Here is a 23,224-nt window from a genome sequence, read left to right as displayed (position 1 = left end):
GCTGTACGGCACTACCGCTGTTACCTCTATAGAAGCATAAGGAGAATCACCATGTTGAGTTGGGCAATCACATTTCTGATCATCGCCATTGTGGCTGCAGTCTTGGGCTTTGGTGGTATCGCGGGCACCGCCACGGGTATCGCCAAGATTCTCTTTGTCGTCTTCCTGGTGATGTTTATCGCTTCGTTCTTCTTTGGTCGTAAAGGCCGAGGCTGAATATGACCACTCTGCCTTTTAAAGCCATTGCTGCCGCCCTGCTCTTGGGCGGCAGCAGCCTGGCGATGGCTGCCAATGACGGTCAGTCCCGGGCTAACGAATTGCTCAGCGCGGACCCGCAGTACCGTGAGACTTGGCAAGACGTGGTGAAGAAAGAACAGCGCCTGCCGGAATGGGTGATGAACCTGTCGGGTACGGCCGAACAAATGAATGCTGTTGAAGAGGACGGCGACAAGTATCTGGTGGGGCCGCTTTGCGAAACTGCGGATACCTGCTTGAACAAGCGCCTCATCGTGGCCTTCAGTTTCGACAAGGAAGACGCCTACGCGATGTTGGTGGAAGTCCCTGCCGGTCTGCCGGCCGATAAGTCCCCGACACGGCATGCCGATTACCGCTTCCTCGGTAAGCCGGATGAAGGCATGCAAAAGCTGTTGATGGAACAACTGAAGAAAGATCCGAATTGGTACTAGGTTCCGTCTGAGGCGGAGCCTGCATCCATGGAAAGAAGCTCCTACGCTTCTTTCTGTCTGCGTCGCTCGCCAAGAGTGATGCATGACCAGGGGGCCGGGTTGCTCTGATCAACCGAGATCGGCGCGACCTACGGGCACAGGGAGTGCCTGCGCAAGGGCCGGGTCAGGCGAAAAGCTGCGACGCAAGTTCACAAGCCCTCAAGCTTGCTGAACTTGCGGCGGGCTTATGACTCTCATCCCCGCGCTTTATGCCTTTCATAGCCGTCATTTCAGTTTTTGCCTTACGCCAACCATTACTGGGTATGTCGGCGTGACCATCTATCTAGAAATTTTCGACCTCGCCATAGGACTTTTCTGGTGCTAGGTGGTGGATTTCTCACGCATTTCTGCCAATCACGTCATCTCGTCCTGCTTCGCTGAGCGAGCCTGATTTGGCAGCTTCACGGCATATTCACCCGCCTGAATGGCGCATTCGAACTGACCGTTCGGACAATTATTTTCAAAAAAAGCCATGCCGATTCGGCATAGGGTAGGCGTTTACGGCATTAGACGTCGCCCCCTTGCATGGGAATAGTTGCGCCTTTTTTCGCCTGCCAGTAAGCCATTTCGGCCACGCTGCGGTGACCTTCCATGGAGGCTGATGCTCACACTTTTTCGCTTTCGGGCGTTCCAGCTGGCGCATTCGCCTTAAGTCCACTTGAAGTAAGGGTAATGACATGAAGAAGGCAAAGCTAAGCCTCGCCTGGCAGATCCTCATCGGTTTGGTACTGGGGATCGCAATCGGTGCAGTGCTCAACCATTTCAGTGCTGAAAAGGCCTGGTGGATCAGCAATGTGTTGCAGCCGGCAGGCGATATCTTTATCCGCCTGATCAAGATGATCGTGATCCCGATTGTGATTTCCTCGCTGATCGTCGGCATTGCCGGTGTAGGCGATGCGAAAAAGCTGGGACGTATCGGCGTCAAAACCATCCTTTACTTCGAAGTGGTCACCACCATCGCCATCGTGGTCGGCCTGTTGCTGGCCAACCTGTTCCACCCGGGCGCCGGCATCGATATGAGTACCCTGGGTACCGTCGATATTTCCAAGTACCAGGCGACCGCCGCCGAGGTACAGCATGAACACGCGTTCATCGAAACCATCCTCAACCTGATCCCATCGAATATCTTTGCAGCGGTTGCCCGTGGCGAGATGCTGCCGATCATCTTCTTCTCCGTGCTGTTCGGCCTGGGCTTGTCGAGCCTCAAGCCTGAGCTGCGCGAACCCCTGGTGACCATGTTCCAGGGCGTTTCCGAGAGCATGTTCAAAGTTACCCACATGATCATGAAGTACGCCCCTATCGGCGTCTTTGCCCTGATCGCGGTGACCGTCGCCAACTTCGGCTTTGCCTCATTGCTGCCGCTGGCCAAGCTGGTGATCCTGGTTTACGTGGCCATCCTGTTCTTTGCCTTTGCGGTACTGGGCTTGATCGCTCGCCTGTTTGGCTTCTCGATCCTGAAAGTGATGCGCATCTTCAAGGACGAGCTGGTGCTGGCGTACTCCACCGCCAGTTCCGAAACCGTGCTGCCACGTGTGATCGAGAAGATGGAAGCCTACGGCGCGCCGAAGGCGATCTGCAGCTTCGTGGTGCCGACCGGTTACTCGTTCAACCTCGACGGTTCGACCCTGTACCAGAGCATCGCCGCGATCTTTATCGCACAGCTGTATGGCATCGACCTGTCGATCGGCCAGCAACTGATGCTGGTCCTGACCCTGATGGTGACCTCCAAAGGTATCGCTGGCGTGCCGGGTGTGTCCTTCGTGGTATTGCTGGCCACCTTGGGCAGTGTGGGCATCCCGCTGGAAGGCTTGGCGTTCATCGCCGGTGTCGACCGTGTGATGGACATGGCGCGTACTGCACTGAACGTGATCGGTAATGCCTTGGCCGTACTGGTTATCTCCCGCTGGGAAGGCATGTACGACGATGCCAAGGGCGAGCGCTACTGGAATTCCCTGCCGCACTGGCGCAGCAAGGAAGCGCTGCCGGCCGGCGAGGTCACTCGCGGCTGAACGCTCGATTGCGCTGACACAAACCCCGGATAATTCCGGGGTTTGTCGTTTCTGCCAGCCCCGTTATCATTCGCCCCATCTTTCGGGGGATTTAACTGATGCTCAATGGCCTGTGGCTTGGCTTCTTTGTCGTGGCAATGGTGTCAGCACTGGCGCAATGGCTGGTGGGCGGTAACGCCGGGATTTTCGCAGCGATGGTGGAAAGCATTTTCGCCATGGCCAAATTGTCGGTGGAAGTCATGGTGCTGCTGTTCGGCACCCTGACCTTGTGGCTGGGCTTTTTGCGCATCGCCGAGAAAGCCGGGATCGTCGACTGGCTGGCCAAGGCCCTTGGTCCGCTGTTTCGCCGCCTGATGCCGGAGGTGCCCGCCGGCCACCCCGCCATCGGCTTGATCACCCTCAACTTCGCTGCCAATGGCCTGGGCCTGGACAACGCCGCCACGCCCATCGGCTTGAAGGCCATGAAGACGCTGCAGGAACTCAACCCTATCCCCAACACGGCGAGCAACGCACAGATCCTGTTCCTGGTGCTAAACGCGTCCTCGCTGACGCTGTTACCGGTGACCATCTTCATGTACCGCGCCCAGCAAGGCGCCGCAGACCCGACCCTGGTGTTCCTGCCGATCCTGCTGGCCACCAGCGCGTCGACCCTGGTGGGCCTGCTGTCGGTGGCGGTGATGCAGCGCCTGCGGCTGTGGGACCCGGTGGTGCTGGCCTACCTGATCCCCGGAGCATTGATACTGGGCGGCTTCATGGCGCTGCTGGCGACCCTGTCTGCCACGGCGCTGGCCGGTTTGTCGTCGATCCTGGGCAACCTCACATTGTTTGGCTTGATCATGCTGTTCCTGGTGATCGGCGCCCTGCGCAAGGTCAAGGTGTACGAGGCCTTTGTCGAAGGTGCCAAGGAGGGCTTCGACGTTGCCAAGAACCTGTTGCCCTATCTGGTTGCGATGCTGTGTGCGGTTGGCGTATTGCGTGCCTCGGGAGCCTTGGACTTCGGCCTGGAAGGGATTCGCCATGTGGTGGCCTGGACCGGCATGGATACGCGTTTTGTCGACGCGCTGCCAACGGCGATGGTCAAGCCGTTCTCCGGCAGTGCGGCGCGGGCGATGCTGATCGAGACCATGCAGACCCAAGGGGTGGATAGCTTCCCGGCGTTGGTGGCGGCGACGATTCAGGGCAGTACTGAGACCACCTTCTATGTGTTGGCAGTGTACTTTGGCTCGGTGGGTATCCAGCGCGCTCGACATGCGGTGGGCTGTGCGTTGCTGGCGGAGTTTGCCGGTGTCGTGGCGGCTATTGCGGTGTGCTACTGGTTCTTCGGTTAAGCCTTAGATTGCTATCGGGGGCAAGCCCCCTCCCACACTTGATCTGCGAATGCATTCAAAATGTGGGAGGGGGCTTGCCCCCGATGAGGCCGTCAGCGTTTTGAGGCAGCCTTGCCCTGCTGCACCACCCAATTCACCACCTGCCCATTCAACTGATCCCCCGCCTTACCAAAGGCTGCCACCACCGCGGGCACCTTGGTGTCACCCACCGGCTGCCTTACTTCAAACCGCCGGCTGGCGATAATCCGCTGGTCACTGCCGCGCACCAACCGTGCGTCGAGGCGAATCACGACGTCTACCACTTTGCCACTGTACTCACTCTGAAATGCCTGCAACTGCCCGCCCAGCTCATAATCGGCTTGCAGGTTGGTCTCGTCGGTACTCAACAACGTCACTCGCCCATCGCGTTGGAAGCCGTCCAGCAGGCGGTTGCGTAAGAGCACCGGCGCCGGGTCGCTCCAGCGTGAGTTTGCATAGCTGCTGATCAGGTTGCCGTCGGGCACCACGGCAATGCGTGGGCTGTCGAGGAATTCGCTGGTCTGGGGTTTGGCTACGCGCAGCGACCAACTGATCGGTGTGCCTTGGGTGGTTGGCTGCGTGGACACCAGGCGGTACACGTCTGATGGATCCGGCTTGGGCAGGATCGAACATCCACTGACCAGGGTCAGGACGATAGGGGCGATCATTGGGTAAACACGCTTCACGGCGTGAACTCCTTGTTCTTGTCACTGCCCAGCAGGTAACCGCTGGGGTTGGCTTCCAGGCGACGGGAGATGGCGCGCAACGAGCCAAGGGTTTCACGCAGCTCGCGCACCGCCGGCGCCAGTTCGTTAAGGCCCTGCATGCCGCTGTTCACTGAATCCTGGTTGTTGCTCAGCAAGCTGTTGATGGTGGCGGTGCTTTGCTCCAGGGATTTCATCGCCTGCTCGGCGCTGCCAAAGGCCTGCTTGCCTTGCTCGTTGAGCAGGCCATTGGCGCTGCGCATCAGCACGGTAGTTTGCTCGAGGGCGGCACCGGCCTGTTTGCTCACCTGCATCAGTTGCTGCATCACCACCTTGATATCGCCACGTTGCTCTGCGATGGCCCCGGTGGTTTGTTGCAGGTTATCCAGGGTGTTGCTCAGGCGTTCGACGTTTTCCCGGGAAAACATGTGGTTAGCGTTGTGTAGCAGCAGGTTGACGCTGGTCATCAGGTCGTTGCTGTTATTGAGCAGGCGCGCGATGGGCGATGGCGACGCGATGATTTCCGGCAGGTTGCCGTTCTTGCTCTTGAGCTCCGGGCTCTGCGGGGTGCCGCCGCTGAGCTGGATGATCGAGGTGCCGGTGATCCCGGTCAGCGCCAGCTTGGCCTGGGTGTCTTCCTTGATCGGCGTCTGCCCGGCCAGGCGGATGCGCGCCAGGACGCGGCGCGGGTCTTTGGGGTCCAGGCGCAGGCTGGTGACGTCGCCCACCTTGATCCCGCTGTACTGCACCGCACTGCCCTGAGACAGGCCGCTGACCGCCTCGTTGAAGATCACTTCGTAATCCTGGAAGGCGCTGTCGACGCTGGACTTGGCCAGCCACAGTCCAAACAGCATCGCGCCGACCACCACTATTACGCTGAACAGTCCGATCATCACATGATGGGCTCGGGTTTCCATGTCATACCTCGTTGAGCGATTGAGCGGCATCCAATGCCGCGCGGCCCCGGGGGCCATGGAAATATTCGTGAATCCAGGCGTCGTCGGTTTCCGAGACGACATCGATGGCGTCGGCCACCAGCACTTTCTTCTGCGCCAACACCGCCACGCGGTCGGTGATGGTGTACAGCGTGTCCAAGTCATGGGTGACCAGGAACACACTCAAGCCCAACGCGTCGCGCAGGGTCAGGATCAGTTGGTCGAACTGCGCGGCGCCAATCGGATCGAGGCCAGCGGTGGGTTCATCGAGGAACAGGATGTCCGGGTCCAATGCCAGCGCACGGGCCAGGGCCGCGCGCTTGATCATGCCGCCGGACAATGAGGCCGGGTATTTGTCGGCCGCCGACAGTGGCAACCCGGCCAGCGCCAGCTTGACCGCCGCCAAGTGCTCGGCGTCGGCGCGGCTGAGGCCGGCGTGTTCAATCAAGGGCAGGGCGACGTTCTCGGTGACAGTCAGCGAGGAAAACAGCGCACCCTTCTGGAACAGCACGCCAAAGCGCCGTTCCACCAGCGAGCGTTCATGCTCAGGCAGGCTCGGCAGGTTCTTGCCGAACACCCGCACTTCACCTTCACTAGGGCGCCGCAGGCCGACGATGCTGCGCAACAGCACGGACTTGCCGCTGCCGGAGCCGCCGACCACCGCCAGGATTTCACCCTTGTACAAATCCAAGTCGAGGTTCTCGTGCACGCTCTGGCTGCCAAAGCGGTTGCACAAGCCGCGCACTTCAATCACCGCCTCAGCGGGCGCCCGGTGTAGACGACTCACCAGCCCATCTCCATGAAGAACATCGCGGCGACCGCATCCAGCACGATCACCACAAAGATCGATTGCACCACGCTGGAAGTAGTGTGCGCGCCGACCGATTCGGCACTGCCGCTGACCTTGAAGCCTTCCAGGCAGCCAATGGCCGCGATCAGGAAGGCGAAGATCGGCGCCTTCACCATGCCTACCAGAAAGTGCTGCACGCCAATGTCCGATTGCAACAGCGAGAGGAACATCGCCGGTGAAATATCCAGGGCCACCGCACACACCACGCCACCGCCGACGATCCCCGAGAGCATCGCCAGGAAGGTCAGCATCGGCAGCGCCACCAGTAGCGCCAAGACCCGCGGCAATACCAACAGCTCCATGGGGTCCAGGCCCAAGGTACGGATGGCGTCGATTTCTTCGTTGGCCTTCATTGAGCCGATTTGTGCGGTGAACGCACTGGCGGTACGGCCAGCAATCAGGATTGCAGTGAGCAATACGCCGAACTCCCGCAGGAAGGAGAACGCTACCAAGTCCACGGTAAAAATCGTCGCGCCGAAGCTCTTGAGCACCGTGGCGCCGAGAAATGCCACCACCGCGCCAACCAGGAAGGTCAGCAAGGCGACGATAGGCGCTGCGTCGAGGCCGGTCTGTTCGATATGCGCGACCATCGGCGTCAGGCGCCAGCGCTTGGGCCGCAAGATGCCACGGGCGAAAGTTTCAAGGATCAGGCCGATAAAGCCCAGCAGCTTCATCGCGTCTTGCCAGACGGTGTCCACGGCACGGCCAATGCGCGCCAGCACTTGGATGCCGACAGCCTCTTCCGGCTCTTTGGTCGGCACGCAGAAATCATTCAGGGAGCGGTAGACCGTCTTGAGCAATGCACGGTCTGCGGCTGGCAGACTGCAATCGGTCTGCTCGGCGGAGTGTTCGATACGCTCCGGCCCCAGCAGCTCCACCAGCAGCGAGGCGCCGGCGGTATCCAATGCGCCGAGGCCGTTGAGGTCGATGCGGGCGCCAGCGTCGTATTGGCCGTCGAGCGTGTCCGACAGCTTCTTCAGGTTGGCGTAGTGAGCAAGCGTCCAGTCGCCGGTAATCCGGAGCAAAGGTGGAGTGATGGACGTATCAAGGTGGGCCGCGCCGGCCGTCGTGCGAGTGGTCATAAGCTCCGAGCTTGTTTGGCTATCCACAATGGCTACGTAATAGCACACACTCGCCTACTTTGGGTTGTCCGCTTGTGCTGTGTCTATCACCTTGAAGCGCAATACACCGATGACTTGCCCGTCTTCGGTCAGCACCTGAACCTGCCAGCGCCCTGCTGAGTCACCCGGGAAATTCTGCTTGTGGGTCCAGGCGCGGTAGCCCTCCTTGCGACCGCCATGGATATCCAGGGCAATACGGTCGACTTCCTGGCCGTTGAATTTCCACACATGGTAGATCCGCTCATCCAGCCCGCGCGGTGCGTTGATCGCGGTGTAGGCGTACAGCCCACCACTGCGCAACTGGGCGGCAGTGACTTCCTTGAGGTGATCGCCGGGTGTGCGGTCTTGCAGCTGGGTGCTGATCGCCACTTCGGTCATCCACAGGGTGGCGGGCGGCACCCAGCTGCGCAGGAACCAGCCGGCGCAGCCGATGGCGGCCGTGACGCCCAGCAGCATCGCCCAGCCTTTGAGACTGCGCAGCGGCAGGCTGACGGCCAGGCTGGGAATCGACAGGGCCATCGCCACGCCCAGCGCCAGTTTGTAGCTCTCGGCAGTGGTCAGGTGCAGGATGATCGGCAACGCGGTCAACAGTGCGGCGAATAAGGTCAGGGTATGCAGCGCGAGGAACAGCGAACGCTTGGGCGCCAGCCACTTGTAGTACAGCGGGTCGATGATCGACACCAGCGCGGCCGCGCCGAGCAGGCCGGTAAACACCGATTGGCCGCTGTTCCAGGCTGTGGTGATGAAGAAAAACGGCAGTACGAAAAACAGACTTTCCTGGTGGATCATCTGGGTGGCGTAGCGCAACAGTGGTTCAGGGATTTCGCGCTTGAAGAGCTTGGTGAACAGCTGCGTGAAGCTGTTTTCCAGCATCAGCCACAGCCAGCTCACCAGCATGATGACTGCGATCCAGCTAGCCATGCCCTGCTGGCGGTCCACCAGGATAAAGCTGCCCACGCCCGAGATGAAACCGCCGAGTGCGATCACCCCTGGGTAGCGCTTCATCAGTTCGAGGATGCGCTGGATTAAGTGGGTCAGGTTTGGCATTCGGCGGTTCGCAGTCTTTATATGAAAAATCCCAGACAGAATAACGTCTTAGCCCTGAGTCCGGTGCCTCATTCCACGATCCGTTGGCGATAACGCCGAACGCCAATCAACGTTATGGCGATCAGACCCAGTATGCCCGCGCCGCTCCAGGTCAGGGCGTCATAGCTCAATAGCGGCTTTTCGATGCGCCAATAACCCGGCTGCTTGAAGACCTCGCGCATGGCCTGGTTGGTTTGCGCCAGGCTCACGGCCTTGATGCGTTTGACTGGGTCGCTGAAATGACCATCGGCGTAGTCGCCGGAGGCACTCCAATAATAGTCCGCCAGCGCGCTGTTGCCCTGTACAGCCCAGGCCTGGCGGGCAATGGCCGCATGTTGCAGGCGGGCAAATGCTGTTGGGTCCAGCCCGTCCTGGAGCAGTTGTGCCTTGAGGTCTTGCAGCACCTGTTCGGCCTCAGGGAGATTTTCCCGTTCGAGGTCGGCGTTCAGGCTCATGAAGCCGACCCCGCCGAGCACTTCACGTTCAGTCCAGGGGCCGTAGGACAAGCCGTGCTTGAGGCGCAGTTGCCGGTACAGCGCCCAGTCCAGGTAATCCTTGAGCAGGTCGTAGGTTTCGTCATGCTGGTCATCCAGTACCGGCTCGGGGAACAGCCAGTGCAGCTTGGCGCCATCGCCGACCCAGCCGTGGATCAGGTCGCGGTGGCTGGCGGCAGTGTGCCGGATTTCCGGGAGCGGCCGATGTTCGCTGGGCTCCACCGGGTCGAGTTGGCCGTAGGTGCGTTCCAGATAGGCGGGCAGCAGTTTGTCGAGGTCACCGACGATGATCAGGGTCATGTTGTTCGGCGCGTACCAGTTCTTGCGCACCGCTTCCAGCTGATCGCGGGTCAGGTGATTGGCCTCGGCGCGTTCGGCGCATTTGAGGCCCAGCTCGACGGCCAGTTGGTTGCTGGCGTTGTGGCCGAGGTCCTGGCGGTCCAGCAGGCGTTGCAAATGGGAGTAATGGCCCCCGTCTTCACGTTCGACCACCCGCTTGGCCGCATCGATATTGGCGTCGGTCAGTTGCGTGCGGGTGAGGATGGCCAGTAACAGGTCCAGTACCTTGCGTTGGTTTTGCGCAGGGGCCTCGATCACGAAAGTGGTGTCGGCGTTGCTGGTGTAGGCGTTCCACTCGCCGCCCAGGGCTTGCATGCGGTCTTCGAGGTCGCCTTCTCCGCCACCGTCGATACCGCTGAACAGCAAGTGTTCGAGCAGGTGCGGCAGTTCCTTGTCTTCGCAGCCGAAGTCATCCAGGCCCACGCCCACCACCAGGCGAATCGCTACGTGCCCGCGTTCGGTGCCCGGCTTGAGCAGCAGTTGCAGGCCGTTGGGCAAGGTATAGCCTTCGACTTGCAGGCGGTCAAAGGCAAAAGTATGTGCCGAGCCCAGGAGCAGGCAGGCGAGTAACAGGCGACGCATAACGAGCTTCCTGGCGAATGAGGTCCATTGTTAACTGACTTCACTCGCCGTCGTACGTTCAGGGTGAATGGGTGATGTCGGCAATATCTTCGGCGGAGAGTGCGCCAGTGTCGGATGTTTCCAACACTACATAAGCGCTGCTACAAAACAACGAATTCAAGCGTTTCATGTCGGCAATCAGCTCCAGATGCAGTGAGCTGGTCTCCAGGCTCTGCACGATCTTGCGTTGCAGGCGGCTGACGTGGGCGTGGGCCAGGCGACGCTCTTGGGCGCGAAAGCGGCGTTTTTCACGCAGTAACTGACGGGCGCTTTCCGGGTCACCGCTGAGGAACACCGAGAGACCCAGGCGCAGGTTGGCAATCAACTGGCTGTGCAGGCCACTGAGTTCTTCCAGGCCCACTTCGGAAAATTGCCGGCGCTGCGAGGTTTTCTGCTGCTGGACCTTACGCAGCATGCGCTCGATCAGGTCACCGGCCAGTTTCAGGTTGATCGACAGCTCGATGATTTCTGCCCAGCGGCGGTTGTCTTGTTCGCTCAGGTCTTCCCGGGGCATTTGCGCCAAATAAAGTTTGATCGCGCTGTAGAGCGCTTCGACGTCATCGCTGAGGCTGCGCATCTCTTGGGTGATTGCGGTTTGATTGCCGCGCAGGACCTCTTGCATCGAAGTGAGCATATTGTCGATCAGGTCGCCCAGGCGCAGGGTTTCTCGCGCGGCGTTGGCCAGGGCCAGGCTCGGCGTGGTGAGCGCGGCCAGGTCAAGGTGGCGTGGTTTGGCCTTGCCATTGGTTTCTTCGCGCTCGGGCAGCAGCCAGGCACACAGCCGCGCCATAGGGCCAATGGTGGGCAGCAGAATCAAGCAGCGCGTGACGTTGTAGAGCAGGTGGAAGGTGATGACCATGCCTTGGGCGCTGTAATCCAGGCCGTCCATCCAGAGGACGAGTGGGTCAAGCACGGGAATGATCAGCAACAGACCAATCAATTTGTACAACAGGCTGCCCAGGGCCACTTGGCGCCCGGCAGTGTTTTGCATGCTGGTGCTGAGAAAGGCCAGCACGCCGCTGCCGATGTTGGCGCCGATCACCAGGCCGATAGCCACATGCAGCCCGATCACGCCGGCGCCCGCCAGGGTTGCCGTGAGCAATACAGCGGCAAGGCTGGAATAGGAAATCATGGCGAACAGCGCGCCGACCAGGGCGTCCAGCAAGATATCGCCGGTCAGCGAGGCGAAGATGACTTTGACACCCTGGGCATGGGTAATCGGCCCGGCGGCTTCGACGATCAATTGCAGCGCGAGGATGATCAGTCCCAAGCCGATTCCGACCCGGCCCAACTGCCCGGCGCGCGTCTGTTTGCGCGACAGGAAGAAAATCACCCCGAGGAAGATCAGCAGCGGCGACAGCCAGGACAAGTCGAAAGTCAGCACCCGGGCCATCAACGCAGTACCGACGTCGGCGCCAAGCATGGTGGCCAAGGCCGGCGTGAGGCTCATCAGCCCTTGGCCGACAAAGGACGTCACCAGCATCGCGGTAGCGTTACTGCTTTGCACCATGGCTGTCACCAGGATACCGGCGACAAAGGCCAGCCAGCGCTTGGACATGTTCTGCCCGATGACTTGGCGCAAATTGGACCCGTAGACCCGCAGGATGCCGGTACGGACGATATGCGTGCCCCAGATAAGCAGGGTCACGGCGGAAAGCAGATTGAGCAAGGTCAGCATGCTCGGCCCCCCGTGTGGGTGCGCTCCAGCAGGAGCGAAGGAAAGTTGCCGCGTGCCGTTCTACGTCTTGTACTTAAGCTGTAGTTGGCGGATGGGCTCTGCGCCAGCATCGCATAGCTAAAGTGGGGATTGAAACAAAACTGTCATGAAGATCGTTCCCACGCGGAGCGTGGGAACGAACAAACGGGCCATTCAGCAGCGGGTCAGGATTATTGACCCGGAATGTCCTTGCGCAGTTTCACTGGATCCTGCTGTTTCTTCTTTTTAGCGATGGCGGTGCGCATCTTGATGTTCACCGCTTCTACCGCCAGCGAGAATGCCATGGCGAAGTAGACGTAGCCTTTTGGCACATGTACGTCGAAGGATTCGGCGATCAGTACAGTACCCACCACCAGCAGGAACGACAGCGCCAGCATTTTCAGCGACGGGTGCTTGTCGATGAACTCGCTGATGGTGCCGGCGGCCAGCATCATCACCAGTACGGCCACGACGATTGCAGCCACCATTACCGGCACATGGGAAACCATGCCGACGGCGGTGATCACCGAGTCCAGAGAAAAAACGATGTCGATGATCGCGATCTGGATGATGGTGTAGATGAACTTGCCACCGGCGCCCTTGGGCTCGTCGTGGGTTTCATCTTCGCCTTCCAGGGCGTGGTACATCTCCTGGGAGCTTTTCCACAGCAGGAACAGGCCGCCGAAGAACAGGATCAGGTCACGGCCGGAAATGCCCTGGCCAAGCACCACGAACAGGTCCGCGGTCAGTTGCATGACCCAGGTGATCGACAGAAGCAACAGGATGCGCGTGACCATGGCCAGCGCCAGGCCGAAGATCCGGGTGCGCGCCTGCATATGCTTGGGCATGCGGCTGACCAGGATCGAAATCATGATGATGTTATCGATGCCCAGGACGATCTCGAGGGCCGTCAGGGTGAAGAAGGCAATCCAGATTTCCGGATTGGTCAGCCATTCCATGTGTATTCCTTTGAGCAAATGTTATACCGCGCCAGCTGCAGCGCCGCGCGGTGAGTGAGCCGGTACGATTATAGAGTGCTGAACAGCGGAAAAATCCCCATCAGCAATGCAGCGAACATTATGCACAGGCACACCAGCACTGCCCACTTGAGGGTGAAGCGCTGATGATCACCGAACTCGATACCGGCCAGGGCCACCAGCAGGTAAGTGGAGGGTACCAGCGGGCTGAGCAAGTGTACCGGTTGCCCAACGATCGATGCGCGGGCCATTTCCACGGCGGTGATGCCGTAGTGGCTGGCGGCTTCGGCCAGTACCGGCAGCACGCCGTAGTAGAACGCATCGTTGGACATGAAGAAGGTGAACGGCATGCTTACCAGCGCGGTGATCACCGCCAGGTACGGGCCCATGGCCTCGGGGATGACCGCCAGCAGGCTCTTGGACATGGCGTCGACCATGCCGGTGCCCGACAGGATGCCAGTGAAAATGCCCGCGGCGAAGATCAGCCCCACCACCGCCAACACGCTGCCGGCGTGGGCCGCGACGCGGTCTTTCTGCTGTTGCAGGCACGGGTAGTTGACGATCATCGCGATACTGAACGCCACCATGAACAGCACTGGCAGCGGCAACAGGCCGGCGATCAGGGTGCACATCAGCGCCAGGGTCAGGGCGCCGTTGAACCAGATCAACTTCGGGCGGCGAGCGTCAGGGAACTGCGACACGCTGATTTCGCTGTGGTCGATCTCGTCGCCTTGCAGGTGCAGTTCACCCAGGCGCGCACGCTCGCGCTTGCCGTACATATAGGCAATCACCAGGATCGCCACGACGCCGGCGGCCATGGCCGGGATCATCGGCACGAAGATGTCCGAGGGGTCCACATGCAACGCACTGGCGGCGCGGGCCGTCGGGCCACCCCAAGGGGTCATGTTCATCACGCCACCGGCGAGAATGATCAGGCCCGCCATGATTCGTGGGCTCATGCCGATGCGTTGGTAAAGCGGCAGCATGGCGGCGACGCAGATCATGTAGGTAGTGGCGCCGTCACCGTCCAGGGATACCACCAGGGCCAGCACGGCAGTGCCGACCGAGACCTTCAGCGGGTCGCCCTTGACCATCTTGAGGATCTTGCGCACGGCTGGGTCGAACAGGCCGGAGTCGATCATCAAGGCAAAGTAGAGGATGGCGAACATCAGCATCACGCCGGTCGGCGCGAGCTTGGTGATGCCTTCGAGCATCATCGGGCCGATCTTCGGCGCGAAACCGCCGAACAACGCGAACAGGATGGGCACGATGATCAGGGCGATCAGCGCGGACAGGCGCTTGGTCATGATCAGGAACATGAACGTGATGACCATGGCAAAGCCAAGGAAAGTCAGCATAGGGATACTCCAGGCGTAGCGCGGCTAGGGAATGGCAAACCGGGTGAGGGTCAGCGCAGAACGAAAGGCACGAGGCGTACGGGTGGAGTTGCAGCGAACAGGCGGGTACGAGCGGACATCGGGAATCACCATTGTTGTTGTTAACAGCCGGTCTGTTGCCGGCAGTGAGGGCGATCCTAGACGGGGAAGCTTTCAGCCAGCTTTCGCCGGGAAAAGACGGGACACACGGTCATGAGACTTATGCAGATAAAAATGTGGGAGGGGGCTTGCCCCCGATAGCGGTGTATCAGTCAGCGAAAATATTGACTGAACCCCTGCTATCGGGGGCAAGCCCCCTCCCACATTTGGATCACTTGATTAGCTGAGCTCTTACGGCAGTTCCAGGCCACCGGCCGCTTTATGCAGCGCACGCAGATGCTCGCCCAGTTGCTTGAGGTTGGCTTCACTGGCGGCAATCTCGGCAGCGCGGGACGGATCGAGCAGCGCCCTCACCTCCTTATCCAGCTCGCCGGTCAACGATTGCAGTTGCTTCTGGCGCTCCGCGCTTTCCGATTCCAGGCGCTTGGCTTCCGAAGGCTGCGGCAGGCCATAGCCGCCGCTGTCCAGCAACTCGGCCGGACGACTGAGGAAGCCACTGTTGGCGAGGATCTGTTGCAGCGTGTTGTTGGCTTTCTCCATGCCGCCGTTTTTCAGCTCGCGGGCATTGAGGTAGCGCTGCTTGACTTCATCCTGGGCGAGCATCAGCTGCCTGCGATAGCTGGCCTGCTCCAGCAGCAACAGCGCGGCGCTGGTGCGCAGGTCGGCCTGGCTGAACCACTGGCGACGCGCTTGCGCATCCAGGGCCAACCAGTCTTCGACCTGGGTCTGCTTGATCGGCAGGCGCTTGCGCAGCACATCGAACATGGCCTGGTAACGCTCGCGGAACGAGTCGAAGTGATACCCCAGGCGCAGCGCCTCGCGTTTGTCATTCAACACGCTGGTGTCGGCCAGGCCGCGCGCGCTGAGGACTTCGAGCAAACCGTTGGGGGTGATGTTGTCCAGGCCGGTCAATTGCGGGTTGGCACTGCCACTGCGCAACAGTTTCAGGCTCTCCACCGCACAGTTGTTGGAGATGAAGAAGTAGTTGCCGTCATAGCTCCAGTGCATTTCAGCGGCATGTTCGACGGTGTCGTTGATTTCCTTGCGGTTGAGCTTCAGCGGCACCGACGCTAGGCCACGCAGTTCGGTCTTGGTGTATTCGTCGATGACCTGGGCCAGCGGCAGTACGAACAGTCGTGATGGGTACTTGCCCACCAGGCCGTCCCAGCTCGACAACTGTACGTCACCGACGAAGGCGCGGTAGGACAACACCAGGTGTCGGTCCAGGTCCAGCCGACAATCCGGGCCACGCGGGCGACCTGGGGCGCAAATCACCAGGCGCAGCATGCTATGGCCCCAGCGGCTGACCAGATTCTGGTTGGCCTCGGCGAGCAGGTAATCGATTTCATACACCCGTTCCGGGTCAATCTGGCCCAGGGGCGTCTTGGCGAAATCGTTGCCGGCGTTCAGGAACGGATAGGTCGTGGCACAGGTGTCCTGCACGGGCGGTGCCCAGCCGAAATGCTCCTTGTAATAGTGGAAAAGCGCGGGGCGTCGGCAGGCGTAGCTGGGGTCGAGGAGGAAATACTCCATGTTGACCGCCACGAACTCCAACGGGCTGGTGGTTTCGTAGATATCCGGGCTGCGCACCACCTGATTATTGTGCTGTTCGCGTTCGCCGCGGCGGCCGACGTATTGCGGCCAGCCGGCGAGGTCCAGCAGGCGCGGATCGTCACTTAGGGTAAAGCGACGGTCGTTCTGGCCACGGCATTGGTCGGGCAAACCGATCAAGCCGGTGATGTTGTTCTGGCGGCTGCAGCGTTGGATCAGGGCGCGTTCATCTTTGGGCCACAGGCGCGCACGGTCATAGATGTGAGTCAGTTCATGCAGCACGGTGGCTAGCATTTCCCGGCGCACGCTGCCGTGGGGGCGATTGGTTTTCTGGGTGGCGGCGCTGCCGTCGGTCAGGCTGGCGAGCAGGTTTTGGTTCAAGTCCAGTTCGGACACAAGAGAGGCTTGGCCGTAAGCGTTTGCTGGCATCTTGTCGGTCCAGCCGACATCGATGCGGCGATCCAGCTGCTCGATGAAGCGTGGCGGCAAGGCGCGCATCGCATCATCGAGCAATGCCTGGCTGGCCTGCTGTTCAGCCGGGCTCAAGCCATCGGTCTTGAGCCGCAGTTGCAGGCTGGCCTGGGCTGTACTTGCACACAGCAGCACAGCCCCGGCCAGGAGCCAGGCTTTGACGCGCCTCACAGAGCGAGAATAGCTTCGGCGAGGGTCTGGTCACTGGCATCACGGGCTTGCGGTACGCGGGTGCGCAGGGTGTCGAAGGCAGCTTCGAGTTGCGCGCCGCGAATCTCGCCATTTGTGGCGACGAAACTGGCGGCATCATCGTGGGCTTCACGCACGATTTTGGAATCGCGGATGGAAGTGGTGGTGTCCGAGGTGAAATCAATGGTACGCGCCGAAGCACGCACGACGATGTTACTGGTGGCCTTCAAGGTTTGCGCCTGGGCGACATCGGCCAAAAACAGCAGGCCGAGGGCGGCGACGATCAACGGGCTACGCATTGCGGTGACTCCAAATACAAAGATGATTATTGGACGAGAATTGCTTGCGCCAGTTCAAGGTCGCTTGCATGAAGTTTTGGTTGGGTGCGGCGCAGATAATCCAGTGCGGACTCCAGGCGTACGCCCCGCCATTGGCCATCAGTGGCAATGAAAGCGGCAGCATCATCCTGGGCGGCCACGACCAACTTGTTGTCGAACGGTGCAGAGGTCACCTTGCTGGTGGCGTACACGCTGACAACAGTGCTCTGGGTGGACACATCAAGGGCCGAAGCCAGGGGTGACCAGCAGGCGGAAAACAATATAGAGACAACAAACAGACGGTATGAAAAAGCCATGGGACTCGACAACTGAAAGCGAGCGCCAAGGCTAGCGCAATGCCCGGGCGAGAGCCAGCGCGCAGGCATCCGGGAGCGGCTGGCGCTCCCTTCTGGTTGCCGTGTATCAGATCGCCAGAATGGCCTGTGCCAACTGTGCATCGGTTGCGGTGTTCAGTTGCGGCGCTTGTTGGCGGATGTGGGCCAGGGCACTTTCCAGCTTCACGCCTCGGATGGCGCCTTCACTGGCGACAAAGCTGGCCGCGTCGTCACGTGCGGCCTGTACCACTTTGTTATCGCGCAGGGAGGAGGTGGCATCTGAGGTTGCGTCGGAAGTGGCTTTCAGCGCGCCGACGATCGAGTCGGTGGTCATGATAAAGCTGCTCGCATGGGCATTGGCAGCCAGGGTCAACACAGCAGCAGTGCATAACAGGCGAAGACGGGACATGGGGAAACTCCTGTAGACGAATAATAAGGTGGCGCGAAGCGGCCACTGCGAAACGGACTGGGACTGTTGAGCATCAGACGCACGCTCTACAAGGTTCGCCACGTGGTGAGTGGATATTAGTCTCGCGATTGTCTATTCGGAAGCATGCAATTAACTGTACCTGTCATTTGTTGCATTCATAAATCTGTACCGGTAAGCAGAAATCTCGCGGCTTCAAGCCCCTATCGCAGAAACAACGTAGCCCGCCTCCGGTTACCCGGGGCGGGCTTTGTTTTGATAAATCTGGGTGCTGGCGGTGGACCCGGCGGGTCAGGGCCAGCGGGCGCCTATTAGCGCCAGAACGGCTTGCTCAGCTCTTCGTAGCGTTGAGCTTCGCTGATACCGGCGTCAGCCAGCAGGCGCGAATCCAGGCGAGCCAATTGGTGGCGGCTGGAGATGCGGCGCTGCCACAACATCAGGTTGGCGAGAACGCGCAAAGGCAGGGAAGCGTTGGTGTTTACAGCTTTATCTTCGAAGAACAGTTCGGAACTGAGTGTACGTTCCATGATGACATCCTTCCGCTTGTGGCGGGATTAGGTAGTGGTTTAACTGATGCCAATGATCCTCCTCCGGCGCAAGACTCTCTAGATACAGTTCACCTGTATTGTGAGAGGCCAGTTAACTGTTTAATCAGGCTGTACGGTACGAAAATGGGGCAACTGTACCTATCTGCACCTTAACGGTGCGAAATAGGTGTTTTCGAAGGAAGTAGTGGGATATTTCAGTAGGATTTGACCAGTACAGAAGTACAGTTTTTTACTAAAATGCCCATTGGATCTTCGAGCTGATGAAACTGTATTTGCATCAGCCCGGATCTGTATCGATCAGCCCTTGAGCATATGTCCGGTTTCTTCAAGGTTGATGTGCCAACTGAGGGCTTCACGCAGGATGTGCGGCGTGTGCCCGCCGATGGCACACGCGGCCTCAAAGTAGGTATTGAGCGCGTCGCGGTAGGCCGGATGCACGCAGTTGTCGATGATCACTCGTGCGCGCTCCCGTGGTGCCAGGCCGCGCAGATCGGCAAGGCCCACTTCGGTGACGAGAATGTCCACGTCATGCTCGGTGTGGTCCACATGACTGACCATCGGTACCACGCTGGAAATCGCGCCGCCCTTGGCAATCGATTTTGTGACGAAGATCGCCAGGTGCGCATTGCGCGCGAAGTCACCGGAGCCGCCAATGCCGTTCATCATCCGCGTGCCGCACACGTGGGTGGAATTGACGTTGCCGTAGATGTCGAACTCCAGCGCGGTGTTGATGCCGATGATGCCCAGCCGCCGCACCACTTCAGGGTGATTGGAGATTTCCTGCGGGCGCAGCACCAGTTTGTCCTTGTAATGCTCCAGGTTGCCGAACACGTCGGCGTTGCGTCGCTCCGACAAGGTGATCGAGCTGCCGGAGGCGAAGCTCAGCTTGCCGGCGTCGATCAGGTCGAACGTGGAGTCCTGCAGCACTTCCGAGTACATGGTCAGGTCTTCAAACGGCGAGTCGATCAAGCCACACATTACTGCGTTGGCAATGTTGCCGATCCCCGCCTGCAGCGGACCGAGCTTGTTGGTCATGCGCCCGGCGTCCACCTCTTGCTTGAGGAAGTTGATCAGATGGTTGGCAATGCCTTGGGTGTCGCTGTCAGGTGGCGTCACCGTAGAGGCGGAGTCGGCCTGATTGGTGATCACAATGGCGACGATCTTCTCCGGCGGGATCGGAATTGCGGTGCTGCCAATGCGGTCGTCGACCTTCACCAGCGGGATCGGCGTACGGGTTGGCCGGTAGGTCGGGATATAGATGTCATGCAACCCTTCCAGGTTCGGGTTGTGCGCCAGGTTGATCTCGACAATTACCTGCTTGGCAAAAATCGCGAAACTGGCCGAGTTGCCTACGGAGGTGGTGGGCACGATGTGCCCTTGCTCAGTGATCGCGACGGCTTCAATCACCGCAATGTCCGGCAGTTTGAGCTGGTTGTTGCGCAACTGCTCGACGGTTTCCGACAGGTGCTGGTCGATAAACATGACTTCGCCGGCGTTGATCGCCTTGCGCAGGGTGCTGTCGACCTGGAATGGCATGCGTCGCGACAGCACGCCGGCTTCGGTCAGTTGCTTGTCCAAGTCATTGCCCAGGCTGGCGCCGGTCATCAGGGTGATTTTCAGGGGCGAAGTCTTGGCGCGTTCGGCCAGGGCGTGGGGGACGGCCTTGGCTTCACCGGCGCGGGTGAAGCCGCTCATGCCGACGGTCATGCCGTCCTCGATCAGTGCGGCGGCTTCTGCCGCGCTCATGACCTTGTTCAACAACGAAGGCAAGCGGATACGATCACGGTACATGAATTGTTATCTCAGGCTACGGAAGCAAGGTGGGCAGTGTAGTGATTTCAAAAAGTTTCGGCCCGCTACCATGGTCGAATGCCAGGTAGCGATTTAGAGCCTTTGGTCGGGTTTCATCCCGTAATAAAAAACCCCAGCCTACGGGAGGCCAGGGTTTGGGGTATTGCGCTGGCGCAGTGTTATTCGACGGCTTTGACCATGTCTTCGATGACCTTCTTGGCATCACCGAAGACCATCATGGTCTTGTCCAGGTAGAACAATTCGTTATCCAGGCCCGCGTAGCCGCTGGCCATCGAGCGCTTGTTGACGATGATGGTCTTGGCCTTGAACGCCTCGAGGATTGGCATGCCGGCAATCGGCGAGTTCGGATCGTTCTTCGCAGCCGGGTTGACCACATCGTTGGCGCCCAACACCAGCACCACGTCGGCCTGGCCGAACTCGGAGTTGATGTCTTCCATCTCGAATACCTGGTCGTAAGGCACTTCTGCCTCGGCCAGCAGTACGTTCATATGCCCTGGCATACGGCCCGCTACGGGGTGAATCGCGTACTTCACAGTGACCCCGCGGTGAGTAAGCTTTTCAGTCAGCTCTTTAAGCGCGTGTTGGGCCCGGGCGACTGCCAAGCCATAGCCCGGCACGATGATCACCGTGTCGGCATTGGTCAGCAAGAACGTGGCGTCGTCGGCCGAACCGGACTTCACCGGGCGCGCTTCCTTGGAGCCAGCTGCCGCGCCGGCATCTACTGTGTTGCCGAAACCGCCCAGCAGCACATTAAAGAAGGAGCGGTTCATCGCCTTGCACATGATGTACGACAGGATCGCGCCGCTGGAGCCCACCAGGGAGCCCGCGATGATCAACATCGAGTTGTTCAGCGAGAAGCCAATGCCCGCCGCTGCCCAGCCGGAGTAACTGTTAAGCATCGACACTACTACTGGCATGTCAGCGCCGCCGATCGGGATGATGATCAGCACACCCAGTACGAAGGCCAGGGCCAGCATCAGTGCGAACGCGGTGAGGTTGCCGGTGAACATGAACGCCAGGCCCAGGCCCAGGGTTGCGAGGCCGAGCACCAGGTTCAGTTTGTGTTGGCCACCGAACTGTACCGGTGCGCCCTGGAACAGGCGGAACTTGTACTTGCCCGACAGCTTGCCGAATGCGATCACCGAGCCGGAGAAGGTGATTGCACCGATGGCAGCACCGAGGAACAGTTCCAGGCGGTTACCGGCCGGGATCGAATCGCCCAAGTGCTTGACGATACCCAGGGACTGCGGCTCGACCACGGCGGCAATGGCGATGAACACTGCTGCCAAGCCGATCATGCTGTGCATGAAGGCGACCAACTCGGGCATCTTGGTCATTTCGACACGCTTGGCCATGATCGAGCCGGCGGTACCGCCAACCAGTAGGCCAACGATGACGTAGCCGATACCGGCAGTCGCCAGTTCAGCCCCCAGCTTATAGATGAGGCCGACGGTGGTGAGTACCGCCAGCGCCATGCCGAGCATGCCGAACAGGTTGCCGCGTCGCGAGGTGGTGGGGTGCGAAAGGCCCTTGAGGGCCTGGATGAAACAGATCGACGCGATCAGGTAGAGCGTCGTCACCAGATTCATGCTCATTACTTCTGCACCTCTTCTTTCACAGCTTTGGGCGCTTTCTTCTTGAACATCTCAAGCATCCTACGCGTAACCAGGAAACCACCGAATACGTTAACTGCCGCCAAGGCTACCGCCAGGGTGCCCATAGTCTTGCCCAGCGGGGTGACGGTCAGCGCGGCAGCCAGCATGGCGCCGACGATGACAATCGCGGAAATGGCGTTGGTCACGGCCATCAGCGGCGTGTGCAATGCGGGTGTTACGTTCCAGACCACGTGATAACCGACATAAATCGCCAGCACAAAGATGATCAGGTTGTAGATACCGGGGGAGATAAGCTCTTCCATCGTCTGAATCCCTGCTTAGGCGTTTTTGCGGATGACTTGGCCGTCGCGGCACATCAGGCACGCGGCGACGATGTCGTCTTCGAGGTTGATTTCAAACTGCCCTTCCTTGGTGAAGACCAGCTTAAGGAAGTCCAGCAGGTTGCGTGCATACAAGGCCGACGCGTCGGCGGCGACAGCGCCCGCCAGGTTGGTCGGGCCGCAGATGATTACGCCGTTTTCCACCACCACCTGGTCGGCGACGGTCAGCGGGCAGTTGCCGCCTTGTGCGGCGGCGAGGTCGATGACTACCGAACCGGGCTTCATTTGCGCCACGGTATCGGCGCTCAGCAGGGTTGGAGCCTTGCGGCCTGGGATCAACGCTGTGGTGATAACGATGTCGGCCTGCTTGGCGCGTTCGTGTACGGCCAGGGCCTGGCGCTGCATCCAGCTGGTCGGCATCGGGCGTGCGTAACCACCGACACCGACGGCGCATTCACGCTCTTCATCGGTTTCGTAAGGTACGTCGACAAATTTCGCACCGAGGGATTCGATCTGCTCTTTAACCGCCGGGCGTACGTCGGACGCCTCGATCACCGCACCCAGGCGTTTCGCCGTGGCGATGGCCTGCAGCCCCGCAACACCGGCGCCGAGGATCAACACGCGCGCAGCTTTTACGGTGCCAGCGGCGGTCATCAGCATCGGCATGAAGCGCGGGTAGTGATGAGCGGCCAGTAACACGGCCTTGTAACCGGCGATGTTGGCCTGGGAGGACAGTACGTCCAGGCTTTGGGCCCGTGAAGTACGTGGCGCAGCTTCCAGGGCGAAGGCGGTGACGCCACGCTCTGCGAGCTTGGCGATGGTTTCGTTGCTGAACGGATTGAGCATGCCCACCAACACGGTGCCACTTTTGATCAGCGCCAGTTCGCTGTCGCTGGGGGCAACCACCTTGAGGATCAGCTCGGCGCCAAATGCATCGTTGGCGCTGCCAATGGTTGCGCCTGCTGTTTCATAGGCACTGTCGACGATGCTGGCGTTGATGCCGGCACCGCTTTGTACAGTGACCTTATGGCCCTGGCCGATCAGTTTCTTGATGGTTTCCGGGGTGGCAGCCACCCGCGTTTCACCGGTCTGGGTTTCGAGAGGAACACCAATGTGCACGTCAAATCTCCTGCATGATCTTTTTGCTTTTGATCTTTTTGTAAAAAGGCCAGTGCACCGCGAGTGGCGCAACTGGGGCGGCCGATCAGCACGATCCCGCTGAAATGACAGCGGGGCGCG

22 protein-coding genes are annotated in these 23,224 nt (G+C 60.0%); 4 read left to right on the top strand and 18 right to left on the bottom strand.

The window, feature by feature from the left end; genetic code table 11:
• Positions 1 to 51: 51 nt before the first annotated feature.
• From NMB39_RS28230 to NMB39_RS28215, 4 genes are all read left to right on the top strand, one after another.
• Positions 52 to 216 (top strand): DUF1328 domain-containing protein, encoded by a 165-nt coding sequence (locus NMB39_RS28230; RefSeq protein ID WP_003187386.1) that lies wholly within the window; start codon positions 52 to 54, stop codon positions 214 to 216.
• Between the two features lie 2 nt (positions 217 to 218).
• Positions 219 to 686 carry an inhibitor of vertebrate lysozyme family protein gene (locus NMB39_RS28225; protein ID WP_057023179.1) on the top strand — a complete coding sequence of 156 codons (468 nt, stop codon included), beginning with the start codon at positions 219 to 221 and terminating at the stop codon, positions 684 to 686.
• A gap of 716 nt (positions 687 to 1,402) precedes the next feature.
• Positions 1,403 to 2,734 carry a glutamate/aspartate:proton symporter GltP gene (gltP, locus tag NMB39_RS28220; protein ID WP_057023178.1) on the top strand — a complete coding sequence of 444 codons (1,332 nt, stop codon included), beginning with the start codon at positions 1,403 to 1,405 and terminating at the stop codon, positions 2,732 to 2,734.
• A 98-nt stretch (positions 2,735 to 2,832) separates the two neighbouring features.
• Positions 2,833 to 4,062 carry a nucleoside recognition domain-containing protein gene (locus NMB39_RS28215; protein ID WP_494339766.1) on the top strand — a complete coding sequence of 410 codons (1,230 nt, stop codon included), beginning with the start codon at positions 2,833 to 2,835 and terminating at the stop codon, positions 4,060 to 4,062.
• A gap of 92 nt (positions 4,063 to 4,154) precedes the next feature.
• Here NMB39_RS28215 and NMB39_RS28210 read toward each other — a convergent pair whose 3' ends face one another.
• The 18 genes from NMB39_RS28210 to NMB39_RS28125 form a co-directional block, all read right to left on the bottom strand.
• On the bottom strand, positions 4,155 to 4,766 hold the full coding sequence (locus NMB39_RS28210) for an ABC-type transport auxiliary lipoprotein family protein (RefSeq protein WP_464006560.1): 612 nt from the start codon (positions 4,764 to 4,766) through the stop codon (positions 4,155 to 4,157).
• On the bottom strand, positions 4,763 to 5,701 hold the full coding sequence (locus tag NMB39_RS28205; protein ID WP_057023176.1) for an MlaD family protein: 939 nt from the start codon (positions 5,699 to 5,701) through the stop codon (positions 4,763 to 4,765). Before NMB39_RS28205 ends, NMB39_RS28210 begins: the two co-directional genes overlap by 4 nt.
• A 1-nt stretch (position 5,702) precedes the next feature.
• Positions 5,703 to 6,506: an ABC transporter ATP-binding protein gene (locus tag NMB39_RS28200; RefSeq protein WP_057023175.1), complete on the bottom strand. Its 804-nt coding sequence runs from the start codon at positions 6,504 to 6,506 to the stop codon at positions 5,703 to 5,705.
• The gene (locus NMB39_RS28195; protein ID WP_124355975.1) at positions 6,503 to 7,651 is read right to left on the bottom strand and encodes an MlaE family ABC transporter permease; all 1,149 of its coding nucleotides are present in this window, start codon (positions 7,649 to 7,651) and stop codon (positions 6,503 to 6,505) included. Before NMB39_RS28195 ends, NMB39_RS28200 begins: the two co-directional genes overlap by 4 nt.
• Positions 7,652 to 7,705: 54 nt before the next feature.
• Complete coding sequence (locus tag NMB39_RS28190; protein ID WP_043048357.1) at positions 7,706 to 8,737, bottom strand: DUF5924 family protein; 1,032 nt, start codon at positions 8,735 to 8,737, stop codon at positions 7,706 to 7,708.
• Positions 8,738 to 8,805: 68 nt separating this feature from the next.
• Positions 8,806 to 10,191: a M16 family metallopeptidase gene (locus tag NMB39_RS28185; RefSeq protein WP_494339767.1), complete on the bottom strand. Its 1,386-nt coding sequence runs from the start codon at positions 10,189 to 10,191 to the stop codon at positions 8,806 to 8,808.
• A gap of 58 nt (positions 10,192 to 10,249) precedes the next feature.
• Positions 10,250 to 11,908, bottom strand: coding sequence for a Na/Pi cotransporter family protein (locus NMB39_RS28180; RefSeq protein WP_057023172.1), 1,659 nt, complete (start codon positions 11,906 to 11,908; stop codon positions 10,250 to 10,252).
• 209 nt (positions 11,909 to 12,117) lie between these two features.
• The gene (locus tag NMB39_RS28175) at positions 12,118 to 12,885 is read right to left on the bottom strand and encodes a TerC family protein (protein ID WP_057023171.1); all 768 of its coding nucleotides are present in this window, start codon (positions 12,883 to 12,885) and stop codon (positions 12,118 to 12,120) included.
• Positions 12,886 to 12,953: 68 nt separating this feature from the next.
• Entirely contained in the window at positions 12,954 to 14,261 is a 1,308-nt protein-coding gene (locus NMB39_RS28170) for a CitMHS family transporter (RefSeq protein WP_003187405.1), read from the bottom strand.
• A gap of 369 nt (positions 14,262 to 14,630) precedes the next feature.
• Entirely contained in the window at positions 14,631 to 16,592 is a 1,962-nt protein-coding gene (locus tag NMB39_RS28165) for a DUF7844 domain-containing protein (RefSeq protein WP_057023169.1), read from the bottom strand.
• The gene (locus NMB39_RS28160; protein WP_043048363.1) at positions 16,589 to 16,909 is read right to left on the bottom strand and encodes a DUF2388 domain-containing protein; all 321 of its coding nucleotides are present in this window, start codon (positions 16,907 to 16,909) and stop codon (positions 16,589 to 16,591) included. Before NMB39_RS28160 ends, NMB39_RS28165 begins: the two co-directional genes overlap by 4 nt.
• 26 nt (positions 16,910 to 16,935) lie before the next feature.
• Positions 16,936 to 17,244, bottom strand: a complete 309-nt coding sequence (locus NMB39_RS28155) for a DUF2388 domain-containing protein (protein WP_057023168.1) — start codon at positions 17,242 to 17,244, stop codon at positions 16,936 to 16,938.
• 106 nt (positions 17,245 to 17,350) lie between these two features.
• The gene (locus tag NMB39_RS28150) at positions 17,351 to 17,671 is read right to left on the bottom strand and encodes a DUF2388 domain-containing protein (RefSeq protein ID WP_056847557.1); all 321 of its coding nucleotides are present in this window, start codon (positions 17,669 to 17,671) and stop codon (positions 17,351 to 17,353) included.
• Positions 17,672 to 18,000: 329 nt separating this feature from the next.
• On the bottom strand, positions 18,001 to 18,216 hold the full coding sequence (locus tag NMB39_RS28145; RefSeq protein ID WP_043048367.1) for a DUF1127 domain-containing protein: 216 nt from the start codon (positions 18,214 to 18,216) through the stop codon (positions 18,001 to 18,003).
• Between the two features lie 318 nt (positions 18,217 to 18,534).
• Positions 18,535 to 20,028, bottom strand: a complete 1,494-nt coding sequence (gene scpC / locus NMB39_RS28140) for a succinyl-CoA:acetate CoA-transferase ScpC (protein WP_046070298.1) — start codon at positions 20,026 to 20,028, stop codon at positions 18,535 to 18,537.
• A gap of 179 nt (positions 20,029 to 20,207) precedes the next feature.
• Positions 20,208 to 21,644, bottom strand: coding sequence for an NAD(P)(+) transhydrogenase (Re/Si-specific) subunit beta (locus tag NMB39_RS28135; protein WP_046070299.1), 1,437 nt, complete (start codon positions 21,642 to 21,644; stop codon positions 20,208 to 20,210).
• On the bottom strand, positions 21,644 to 21,967 hold the full coding sequence (locus NMB39_RS28130; RefSeq protein ID WP_005783507.1) for an NAD(P) transhydrogenase subunit alpha part 2: 324 nt from the start codon (positions 21,965 to 21,967) through the stop codon (positions 21,644 to 21,646). Before NMB39_RS28130 ends, NMB39_RS28135 begins: the two co-directional genes overlap by 1 nt.
• Positions 21,968 to 21,982: 15 nt before the next feature.
• A complete protein-coding gene (locus NMB39_RS28125) occupies positions 21,983 to 23,104 on the bottom strand; it encodes a Re/Si-specific NAD(P)(+) transhydrogenase subunit alpha (RefSeq protein ID WP_046070300.1) in 1,122 nt (373 codons plus the stop codon).
• Between the last annotated feature and the right edge of the window lie 120 nt (positions 23,105 to 23,224).

The organism is Pseudomonas sp. FBCC-B545, from assembly GCF_059134095.1.
The sequence above is the reverse complement of the archived record's forward strand: the minus strand, read 5'-3'. Positions and strand labels throughout refer to the sequence as shown.

Bases quoted from the DNA above. Each gene is read 5' to 3' on its own strand.
- NMB39_RS28230 (WP_003187386.1), top strand. From the start codon at position 52: ATGTTGAGTTGGGCAATCACATTTCTGATCATCGCCATTGTGGCTGCA.
- NMB39_RS28225 (WP_057023179.1), top strand. From the start codon at position 219: ATGACCACTCTGCCTTTTAAAGCCATTGCTGCCGCCCTGCTCTTGGGC.
- gltP (WP_057023178.1), top strand. From the start codon at position 1,403: ATGAAGAAGGCAAAGCTAAGCCTCGCCTGGCAGATCCTCATCGGTTTG.
- NMB39_RS28215 (WP_494339766.1), top strand. From the start codon at position 2,833: ATGCTCAATGGCCTGTGGCTTGGCTTCTTTGTCGTGGCAATGGTGTCA.
- NMB39_RS28205 (WP_057023176.1), bottom strand. From the start codon at position 5,701: ATGGAAACCCGAGCCCATCATGTGATGATCGGACTGTTCAGCGTAATA.
- NMB39_RS28195 (WP_124355975.1), bottom strand. From the start codon at position 7,651: ATGACCACTCGCACGACGGCCGGCGCGGCCCACCTTGATACGTCCATC.
- NMB39_RS28190 (WP_043048357.1), bottom strand. From the start codon at position 8,737: ATGCCAAACCTGACCCACTTAATCCAGCGCATCCTCGAACTGATGAAG.
- NMB39_RS28185 (WP_494339767.1), bottom strand. From the start codon at position 10,191: ATGCGTCGCCTGTTACTCGCCTGCCTGCTCCTGGGCTCGGCACATACT.
- NMB39_RS28180 (WP_057023172.1), bottom strand. From the start codon at position 11,908: ATGCTGACCTTGCTCAATCTGCTTTCCGCCGTGACCCTGCTTATCTGG.
- NMB39_RS28175 (WP_057023171.1), bottom strand. From the start codon at position 12,885: ATGGAATGGCTGACCAATCCGGAAATCTGGATTGCCTTCTTCACCCTG.
- NMB39_RS28170 (WP_003187405.1), bottom strand. From the start codon at position 14,261: ATGCTGACTTTCCTTGGCTTTGCCATGGTCATCACGTTCATGTTCCTG.
- NMB39_RS28160 (WP_043048363.1), bottom strand. From the start codon at position 16,909: ATGCGTAGCCCGTTGATCGTCGCCGCCCTCGGCCTGCTGTTTTTGGCC.
- NMB39_RS28155 (WP_057023168.1), bottom strand. From the start codon at position 17,244: ATGGCTTTTTCATACCGTCTGTTTGTTGTCTCTATATTGTTTTCCGCC.
- NMB39_RS28150 (WP_056847557.1), bottom strand. From the start codon at position 17,671: ATGTCCCGTCTTCGCCTGTTATGCACTGCTGCTGTGTTGACCCTGGCT.
- NMB39_RS28145 (WP_043048367.1), bottom strand. From the start codon at position 18,216: ATGGAACGTACACTCAGTTCCGAACTGTTCTTCGAAGATAAAGCTGTA.
- scpC (WP_046070298.1), bottom strand. From the start codon at position 20,028: ATGTACCGTGATCGTATCCGCTTGCCTTCGTTGTTGAACAAGGTCATG.
- NMB39_RS28135 (WP_046070299.1), bottom strand. From the start codon at position 21,644: ATGAGCATGAATCTGGTGACGACGCTCTACCTGATCGCGTCGATCTGT.
- NMB39_RS28130 (WP_005783507.1), bottom strand. From the start codon at position 21,967: ATGGAAGAGCTTATCTCCCCCGGTATCTACAACCTGATCATCTTTGTG.